The following is a 9,106-nucleotide window of genomic DNA, read 5'->3' as shown; positions in this document are numbered from 1 at the left end:
AGGCCGGGTAAGCGTCAGCGCCACCCGGCTTTGTTTTAGGCTACATGGGTAGCCGCGGAAGCTGAGCTGGTGGAGCAGAATGTAAAAAAGCCGGGTGACGGCTTCGCCTTACCCGGCCTACGAATGGCTCGAACATGTAGGCCGGGTAAGCGTCAGCGCCACCCGGCTTTGTTTTTATGCCACGTGACTCGCCGCGATATCCAGCAGCGCCATCTCATCGCTGTTCAGCAGCTTCTCAATGTTCACCAGAATCAGCATACGCTCGCCGAGCGCGCCCAGACCGGTCAGGTATTCGGTCGACAGCGTGACCGCAAACTCCGGCGCAGGACGAATTTGGTCGGAGGTCAGAGAAAGCACATCAGAGACGCCATCCACCACGATACCGACCACGCGCTGCCCCAGGTTCAGGACGATCACCACGGTGTTGTCGTTGTAGTCAACGTCGCCCTGGCTAAACTTCACGCGCAGGTCCACGATGGGCACAATGACGCCACGCAGGTTGGTGACACCTTTAATAAAAGCAGGCGTGTTAGCGATGCGGGTAACCTGGTCGTAACCCCGGATTTCCTGCACTTTAAGGATATCGATGCCGTACTCCTCATCGCCTAAAGTGAATACCAGGAATTCCTGCCCTGATGGCTCGCCCGCCAGTTTCGTTACATTACTCATACCGGTCATGTTATTACCTTCTACTTAATCAGGCGGCTGTGTACGCCACACGTTGTTCACGATTTAATCCCTGAAGCGCCGACACGTCGACGATCAGCGCCACGCTACCATCACCCAGAATGGTGGCGGCAGAAATACCCGGCACTTTACGGTAGTTGCTTTCGAGGTTCTTCACCACGACCTGGTGCTGACCAATCAGCTGATCGACCAGCAGCGCGTAGCGGCGGCCCGCGCTTTGCAGGATCACAACGATACCCTGCGTGGCCTCTGTCTTGGCCCCGTCCACTTCAAATACTTTCCACAGTTCCACCAGCGGCAGGTACTCGCCGCGCACTTCAAGGACGCGCTCGCCGCCCGCCAGCGGATGCAGATCTTCTTCACGCGGCTGCAGGGATTCCATCACGGCGTTCAGCGGAAGAATGAAAACTTCGTCCGCCACCTTCACGGACATGCCGTCGAGGATCGCCAGCGTCAGCGGCAGCAGGATGCGAATGGTGGTGCCGGAACCCTGCTTAGACTGGATCTCAACGTGGCCGCCCATCTCTTGGATGTTACGCTTCACCACGTCCATGCCGACGCCGCGCCCGGAGACGTCGGTCACCTGCTCTGCGGTAGAGAAGCCCGGGGCGAAGATCAGCATCCCCACCTCTTCGTCGGTCATGTTTTCATTGACCGCCATTCCCTGCGAGATCGCTTTGGCCAGAATGCGCTCGCGGTTAAGACCCGCGCCATCATCAGTCACTTCGATGCAGATGTTCCCGCCCTGATGTTCCGCAGAGAGGATCAGGTTTCCGACCGGGGATTTTCCAGCGGCAATGCGGTTTTCCGGCAGTTCGATACCGTGGTCGAGGCTGTTACGCACCAGGTGCGTTAACGGGTCGATGATGCGCTCGATCAGGCTCTTATCCAGTTCGGTTGAGCTGCCCATCAGGGTCAGTTCAATCTGCTTATTCAGCTTGCTGGCAAGATCGCGAACCAGGCGCGGGAAGCGGCTGAAGACGTATTCCATCGGCATCATACGGATGGACATGACCGATTCCTGCAGGTCGCGAGCATTACGCTGCAGCTGACCCATGCTGGTGATCAGATCGCCGTGGGTGACCGGGTCCAGTTCGTTAGAGCGTTGTGCCAGCATCGACTGGGTGATCACCAGTTCGCCCACCAGGTTAATCAGCTGGTCAACCTTCTCAACCGCAACGCGGATGCTGGTGGATTCGCTGGAGCGCGCGGCCGGTTTTTCACCACGGCCAGGTGCCGGGGCCTCTTTTGGCACCGCCTTCAGGGCCGGAACCGCTGGCGTCACTGCCGGTGTGGCGGCCTGCGCGACGACGGCCACCTCTTCCACCGCGGCAGGAGCATCAACCTTGGCCATTTCAGTTTCAAAGGCAATCTGGTCGGCTTCAATCACAAAGCACAGCACCGCCACGATATCGTCCTGGCCGATACCGTCATCAAGCGTTGCAGCAAGGCTGTCTTTGCCTTTCACTACGTTGCTTAATTTCGCCAGGTTCCCCAGCTCTTCTTCGAGCAGGTTAACTTCATTCTCTTTCAGGCGGGACAGCACAACGCGAAGTTTGCCCGCCTGTGCGCCGGCAGGCGCAGACGCCTGCGCGGCAGCCGTCTCCACAACGCTCAGTTTTGCGGCCGGAACAACCGCTGCGGCAACGTCACCTTTGGCTTCCAGCGCGAGCTGGCGCAGTGCATTGCAGATGTATTCAAAGCTGGCGGCATCAGGCTCTGCCGAACTTTTATAGGCGTCGAGCTGTTCCTGCATAATATCTTTGGTTTCCAAAAACAGGTTGATAATGTCGGTATTGAGCTGCATCTCACCGCGTCGTGCGTCATCAAGCAGGTTTTCCATTAAATGGGTCGTTTCCTGCAGGATGGTAAATCCAAACGTTCCGGCGCCGCCTTTAATGGAATGCGCCGCACGGAAGATGGCATTGAGCTGCTCGGAATCCGGTGCTTCAGGCACCAGATCGAGCAAGTGTTGCTCCATATCGGCCAACAATTCATCGGCTTCATCAAAGAATGTCTGGTAAAAATCGCTAATATCCATGCTCACGCTATCACCTCGGATTGGCTGGTGGCGATGTTGGAACGGCAGCCGAAGGAACGGCCCCAGGCTGTTTTAAATCGTCCAGTGACTCATTCTGACTTTCGGCGTTTTCATGCAGGATCGCCTGCTCCGCCTGCTGGTTCAGCACTAAAAGACTGATACGACGGTTGATGGCATCATCCGGCCCGCGGTCGGAAACGCGCATGGTTGCGGCCATGCCGACTACGCGCAGTACCTTGCCATCATCAAGCCCACCTGCCACCAGCTCGCGACGCGAGGCGTTGGCACGATCGGCAGAAAGCTCCCAGTTGCTGTATCCCTTCTCCCCACTGGCGTACGGGAAATCATCCGTGTGTCCTGACAGGCTGATTCGGTTAGGAATGCCGTTCAGTACCGGTGCAATAGCGCGCAGAATGTCGCGCATATACGGTTCAACTTCCGCACTCCCGGTTTTAAACATGGGGCGGTTCTGGCTGTCGATAATCTGAATACGCAGCCCTTCCTGCACCAGGTCGATCTTCAGGTGCGGACGCAGCGCGCGCAGCTTCGGATCGGCCTCAATCAGTTGATCGAGATCGCCGCGCAGTTTCTTAAGGCGCGCCTGCTCCATCTTTCTTTTCAGCTCGTCGATGTTCGGCTCTTTTTTCACTTCACCCTTCTGCTGGGTGTAATCATCGCCGCCGCCCGGGATCGGGCTGTCGCTGTTAGAGATACGCGGCCCGCCTGCCACCGCCGTTGCCAGCGGCGTGCGGAAATATTCGGCAATCTGGATCAGTTCTTTTGGGCTGGAGATGGAGATCAGCCACATCACCAGAAAGAACGCCATCATGGCCGTCATAAAGTCGGCGTAGGCAATTTTCCACGAGCCGTGCGCGCCATGCCCACCGCCCTTGTGCTTGCGTTTTTTTACGATGACGATCGGATGGGACTGGTTTTTCATGCGTCCTCAGTTGTCGTCTGTTGGTTTGGGTTTTTCACCGCACGCACGTGTTCTTCAAGCTCGATAAACGACGGACGCTCGCTGGAGTAAAGCGTTTTACGGCCAAACTCAACCGCGATCGGTGGCGCGTAACCGTTGAGGTTAGAGAGCAGCGTGATCTTCACGCACTGCATCATTTTGGTGGTTTCCGCGCTCTTCTGGCGCAGCACGCTTGCCAGCGGAGAGATAAAGCCATACGCCAGCAAAATACCGAGGAAGGTTCCCACCATCGCGTGGGCAATCAGCGCGCCGAGCTCGGCTGCCGGACGGTCTGCCGAGGCCAGGGCGTGAACCACCCCCATCACCGCCGCAACGATACCGAATGCCGGAAGGGAGTCGCCCACCAGTGCCAGGCTGTTGGCCGGCACTTCAGATTCGCTTTCGTGGGTTTCAATCTCTTCGTCCATCAGCGCTTCGATTTCGAAGGTATTCATGTTGCCGCTGATGATCAGTCGCAGATAGTCGACGATGAAATCCAGCATCATGGCATCGGCAAGAATACGCGGATAGCTGGCAAAAATTTCGCTCTCTTTTGGGTTTTCAATATCCCGTTCAAGCGAGAACATGCCCTGCTGACGCGACTTCGCCATCAGGCGATAGAGGAGCGCCAGCAGATCCATATACATACTTTTGGTGTATTTCGAGCGACGGAACAGCAACGGAATCGCTTTCAGCGTGCCCTTGATTGATTTACCGTTGTTGCCAACGATAAAAGCCCCTACCCCTGCGCCGCCGATGATAATAAGCTCAGCCGGTTGATAGAGTGCTCCAAGGTGCCCGCCGGTCATCATGTAACCGCCGAAAACTGTACCGAGAACTACCAGGTAACCTAATAAGATAAGCACGACATCATCCTTCCGCTAGTGACTATGGCAAGGACGTCCAGCTCGCAGCGTTTACCGTTTGAGGGGTAAAAAAAAGCAGCGGTAATTGCTTACCGCTGCTGGAATTTTTCCCACACGTTCGGGTTAAACAGCTTGTTCGATCTGTTCATCCAGCAGTTGTGGAATAATATCGGCAGCATCCCGGGAAAGTTTACGTCTTTTTACTGCGCGGGATGGAGGCTGACATAAACTACAGGCGAAGCTGCCTGCAGGCTGATGAGCATGGGTAATAAAATTGCCATCGCAGCAGTTGCAGCGCGACAGCTCAAGCATTCCGCTCTCAACAAAACGCACCAGCGTCCATGCGCGGGTCAGCGCCAGCAGAGGGCCTTCTTCCTGCTGTGGGCATTGTTCAAGGTAAAGTTTGTAGGCTTTGATCACGGCGTCAACGCCACTACACAAACCGGTTTTAAGAAGATACTGCCACGCATTACAGAACATGGAAGCGTGAATATTCTGCTCCCACGTCATAAACCAGTCGGTAGAAAACGGCAGCATGCCTTTCGGCGGGGGACTACCACGTAACTCTTTGTACAGCTTAATGAGACGACCACGGCTCAACTGAGTCTCGCTTTCCAGCATTTGTAAACGAGCACCCAATGTAATCAGCTCCATGGCCAACTGTATGTCACGCGCTTCCTGAACAATGCTTTTCTCGCTCATTGCTAGGCCCTTTTCTTACGGGCTGCGTCATCAGGCTGGCTGATTTCGGTAAGCAAGCGGGTGGAGAGAAGAATACCCGTGTGGATCTGTTGAAGATCGTCCACGCGGGACTCCTGCGTCAGACGCGTTATTGTCTGCGAATCATCGAAACGGAACTGGCAAACCAGTTGATTCGTTTCTGCCAGTTTCACCATTTGCGGGAGGGTTAAGCCGCCCAGCATGGTTGCCATCTCTTCGTTAATACCCAGACGAAACATCGCGGACGCTTTGTCCTGACTAATCAAACGCTGCGCGAGCAGTAAATACGACAAATTGATGTCATAGATATGTTTTAGCAACTCGGATGTATGCATTGTTCCCATCCCGAATAACCAACTATTATTTTTATGCGGAAAGACCGCACCCCGTGATGTCGCCGGGAAATCACCCGGTATAAAAAAGAAAAGGCCAAATGCATAGTTGAATTTAGGTTTGTATTCATTGAAACGCGCAAGAGAGAAGCCGCGAATGCGTCTCTTACATGTTTTATCATTTCTTACAAATAACTAAGATTTTTCCTAATTCGACGCAAACTCTACTCGTCAGTTTTGACACATACAATCCAGCCGCCCTCAAATTTAAAAAAAATGTGATCTACGTCACACAATTTAAGTGAATATGACCCATAAATCCATCAGTATGACTTGTAATTTGTTTATTTTTTGACCATTCGGTACTGTTTTGTATTCTTTATTGACGAATACTCATGCAGACGGGTGATCCTGACTGGCATGCAACGTGCTTTTCCCGGCCTAAACGCCTCGCGGAAACATTTACAATAACCCCCTCTTTGGGAAACATTTTTCTTACCGTGAAAAAACATATAGTTATGAAGATCGCGCATAAAAGATGTTTCAGCGCGTGATCATTCGCAATGAGTTTGTAACGCCGCAAAACGATTTAGCAGTCAAGGCGTGAATTTGTGTGATTTACGTTAAGTTGTTAATTTTTTTCATTTAGGCACATTTTTCAGTTATTCTTCTTATAAGAATAATTAATGAATAATTATGATAAGCTTCACACTAATGTCGTAATCAGGTCTTGCAGAACCCCGGAATTCGCGGTAAAGGTGATTAAACGCTGTCTGTCAGACACCTAAGGAGTGCGCCATGAGTTACTCCCATGTTCTTGTTTCCGTTGCCGTTTCCCCTGAAAGCCACCAGCTCGTAGCCCGAGCGGTTTCCATTGCCAGACCCCATAATGCGCGCATCAGCCTCATCACGCTCGCCGCCGAGCCAGAGATGTATAATCAGCTGGCTGCCCCCATGCTGGAGGATATTCGTGAGGTCCTTCAGGAAGAAACGCAGCAATTTCTGCGTGATCTAGCGGAAAAGGCACAATATCCGATTCATGAAACCGTTATTGCGACCGGGGAACTTAACGCCCATATTCTCGACATGTGTCGCAAGCAGCAAATTGATTTAGTGATTTGCGGGAACCATAACCACAGCTTTTTTTCGCGTGCAGCCTGCGCGGCGAAATCTATTGTCGCCTCAAGCCAGGTGGATGTGCTGTTAGTGCCGCTTGGGGGGAATTAACTTCCCCCCAGAGGAAAATCAGGCGAGTTTAGGGAAGGTCGCGATCTTTTTTTGCAGATTGCCTTCATGACTTTGCGGGGCGATATCCCGGAGATCCTGAATAAAACGCGCCTGCCAGTGGTTAATGTCGTTCTTGCGGATCGTCTCCATCATGTCAGCATGGCGGGAAAGACGTTCCGTAAGCGGCATGGTCAGAGCGCGATTCAGCGCATTTGCCACGTCATCGCGGTCATAAGGGTTGACGATAAGCGCCGACGTAAGCTCGTTTGCGGCACCGGCAAACTGGGAGAGCACCAGTACGCCCGGGTCGGCAGGATCCTGTGCCGCCACATACTCTTTCGCGACGAGGTTCATCCCGTCGCGCAGCGGCGTGACCAGGCCCACGTCCGCATAGCGGAAGACCTTCATCAGGATCTTTCGATCAAAGTGCTGATTCAGATAATAGAGCGGAGTCCAGCCCAGCTGGCCGTAGCGGCCGTTAATGCGCCCTGCTTCTGTCTCCAGCTGATGGCGAATGTCCTGATAGGCCTGAACCTCACCGCGCGACGTCGGCGCGATCTGGGTATAGCGGATTTTACCGTGATGCTGCGGGTATTTATCCAGCAGCGTTTCATACGCCAGGAAGCGTTCCGGTAGCCCTTTGGAATAATCAAGACGCTCTACCGAGAAGATATTTTTTACGTTCTTGAGTTCATTCTTCAGCTGCGCCAGCTTCGGCGGCAGCGGGCCGGAAGCCTGCTCCGCGATATCGTCAGGTTCAATCCCGATGGGATAAACTTCGGTGTGGAAGGTTTTCCCCCACGCCGTGTGGCTTTTCCCGCCTTTGGTTATCAGACGCGCTTTACCCGATACGGAGTCAAGGAACGCGATACGGTCATTTTCGGTCTGGAAGCCCAGTAAATCGTAGTCACACAGCGCTTCGAGCAGATCTTCATGCGGCGGCAGCGCGGTAAATATTTCCGGCGTCGGGAACGGGATGTGCAGGAAGAAGCCAATCCGGTTATTCACCCCGCGCTTGCGCAGCTCTCTGGCGAAAGGCAGCAGGTGATAATCGTGGATCCATAAAATATCGTCTTCTTCTATTAAAGGCAGCAGTTTATCCGCCAGCAGCACGTTCACGCGCGAGTAGCCTTCGAAGGATTCACGCTGGAATTTGACCAGGTCAAGACGATAGTGGAACGCAGGCCACAGGACGGCATTCGAAAACTGCGAGTAATATTCGTCGTAGTCTTTCTCTTTCAACGCAAACGACGCCCAGGTGATGTTCCCGCGCGTCACCGTATTGAGCGGTTTCTCTTCTTCACTGATTTCTCCACTCCAGCCAAACCACAGCCCGCCAGCGGCTTTTAAGGCCCCTAACACCCCTACCGCCAGGCCACCTGCACTGGCTTTTTTATCATCAGGCGGTGCGATTCGGTTAGAGACGACGACTAAGCGACCCATAATGGTTTCCCCCTTTGCTTTGCGCTATTTGTTGTTGTTGGTGATTAGCGATATCAGATACCCACTGCCAGACGCCGGCGACATCCGCCAGTCGCCATTCGGCAACGGTGTCACCAGGCCCCACCTTAACGGCGATCCCTCCGGCCTGATTCACCACGCGAAACCCGGCCTCGTCGGTCAGGTCATCCCCAATGAAAACGGGCGTTCGCCCTTTGAAGGGCGCCTCGGCCATAAACGCGGCGATGGCTGCCCCCTTATTAATTCCTTTCGGCTTTAACTCCACGACGCATTTGCCGGGCTGCAACGCCAGCTGCGGATGCGCGTCAGCAACCGACTGAGCAAGCGCAAGCACGGCCTCTTCATGCTGCGGTGCCTGACGATAGTGCAGGGCAAAGGCCATGCCTTTGGCTTCTAATTCAGTGCCGGGCAGCGCCTCCAGCGCAGCGGAAAGCGTCTTATGCAGCGTTTGCGTGAGTGCGTCAGGGAGTGAAACGATATGCGTTTGATCATGGATGTCGCGGCGCTCCGCTCCGTGTACACCGGCCAGCGGAAAGTGGTAAGGACTGGCGAGCAGATCCAGCTCGGCCATTGAGCGCCCTGATATCAATGCCAGTGCTCCCTCGTTCATGAGCGAGAGCTGATGCAAATCCTGTAACACCGCGTCCGGAACAGACACCTGGTCAGGGTGCGGTTTTATCCCGGCGAGCGTGCCGTCGAGATCAAAAAAGAAAGCATATTGTCCGGGCAGTACAGGCGGTGCGGTTAACATGTCAGCCACCCTTTTCCTCCTTACGGTTGACGAGAGGTAAACGCCTTTACCTCTTTCATAGCC

General features: G+C 54.1%; 9 protein-coding genes. 1 reads left to right on the top strand and 8 read right to left on the bottom strand.

Annotation, left to right across the window (positions count from 1 at the left end; genetic code table 11):
• Window positions 1-174 precede the first annotated feature (174 nt).
• From cheW to flhD, 6 genes are all read right to left on the bottom strand, one after another.
• Entirely contained in the window at window positions 175-678 is a 504-nt protein-coding gene (cheW, locus tag ACJBF3_RS04515) for a chemotaxis protein CheW (protein WP_008500420.1), read from the bottom strand.
• 19 nt (window positions 679-697) lie between these two features.
• Complete coding sequence (gene cheA / locus ACJBF3_RS04510) at window positions 698-2,734, bottom strand: chemotaxis protein CheA (protein WP_045326774.1); 2,037 nt, start codon at window positions 2,732-2,734, stop codon at window positions 698-700.
• Between the two features lie 4 nt (window positions 2,735-2,738).
• Window positions 2,739-3,668 carry a flagellar motor protein MotB gene (gene motB / locus ACJBF3_RS04505; RefSeq protein WP_028018604.1) on the bottom strand — a complete coding sequence of 310 codons (930 nt, stop codon included), beginning with the start codon at window positions 3,666-3,668 and terminating at the stop codon, window positions 2,739-2,741.
• Window positions 3,665-4,552 carry a flagellar motor stator protein MotA gene (gene motA / locus ACJBF3_RS04500; protein WP_008500417.1) on the bottom strand — a complete coding sequence of 296 codons (888 nt, stop codon included), beginning with the start codon at window positions 4,550-4,552 and terminating at the stop codon, window positions 3,665-3,667. The genes motB and motA overlap by 4 nt, the downstream gene beginning before the upstream one ends.
• A gap of 123 nt (window positions 4,553-4,675) precedes the next feature.
• A complete protein-coding gene (gene flhC, locus ACJBF3_RS04495) occupies window positions 4,676-5,254 on the bottom strand; it encodes a flagellar transcriptional regulator FlhC (protein ID WP_013096051.1) in 579 nt (192 codons plus the stop codon).
• Between the two features lie 2 nt (window positions 5,255-5,256).
• Complete coding sequence (flhD, locus tag ACJBF3_RS04490) at window positions 5,257-5,607, bottom strand: flagellar transcriptional regulator FlhD (RefSeq protein WP_045326775.1); 351 nt, start codon at window positions 5,605-5,607, stop codon at window positions 5,257-5,259.
• 795 nt (window positions 5,608-6,402) lie between these two features.
• On the opposite strand from flhD, the gene uspC reads away from it, so the two are divergent.
• Complete coding sequence (gene uspC, locus ACJBF3_RS04485; RefSeq protein WP_045326776.1) at window positions 6,403-6,831, top strand: universal stress protein UspC; 429 nt, start codon at window positions 6,403-6,405, stop codon at window positions 6,829-6,831.
• 18 nt (window positions 6,832-6,849) lie between these two features.
• Here the strand turns inward: uspC and otsA are convergent, their stop codons facing one another.
• Both otsA and otsB read right to left on the bottom strand, forming a co-directional pair.
• The gene (gene otsA, locus ACJBF3_RS04480) at window positions 6,850-8,274 is read right to left on the bottom strand and encodes an alpha,alpha-trehalose-phosphate synthase (protein ID WP_045326778.1); all 1,425 of its coding nucleotides are present in this window, start codon (window positions 8,272-8,274) and stop codon (window positions 6,850-6,852) included.
• A complete protein-coding gene (otsB, locus tag ACJBF3_RS04475) occupies window positions 8,249-9,052 on the bottom strand; it encodes a trehalose-phosphatase (RefSeq protein ID WP_045326779.1) in 804 nt (267 codons plus the stop codon). The genes otsA and otsB overlap by 26 nt, the downstream gene beginning before the upstream one ends.
• Between the last annotated feature and the right edge of the window lie 54 nt (window positions 9,053-9,106).

Source organism: Enterobacter sp. PP-008-ECC_S150 (genome assembly GCF_045257065.1).
In the GTDB taxonomy this organism is placed as follows: domain Bacteria; phylum Pseudomonadota; class Gammaproteobacteria; order Enterobacterales; family Enterobacteriaceae; genus Enterobacter; species Enterobacter chengduensis.
This window is presented reverse-complemented; position numbering and strand designations above follow the sequence as displayed.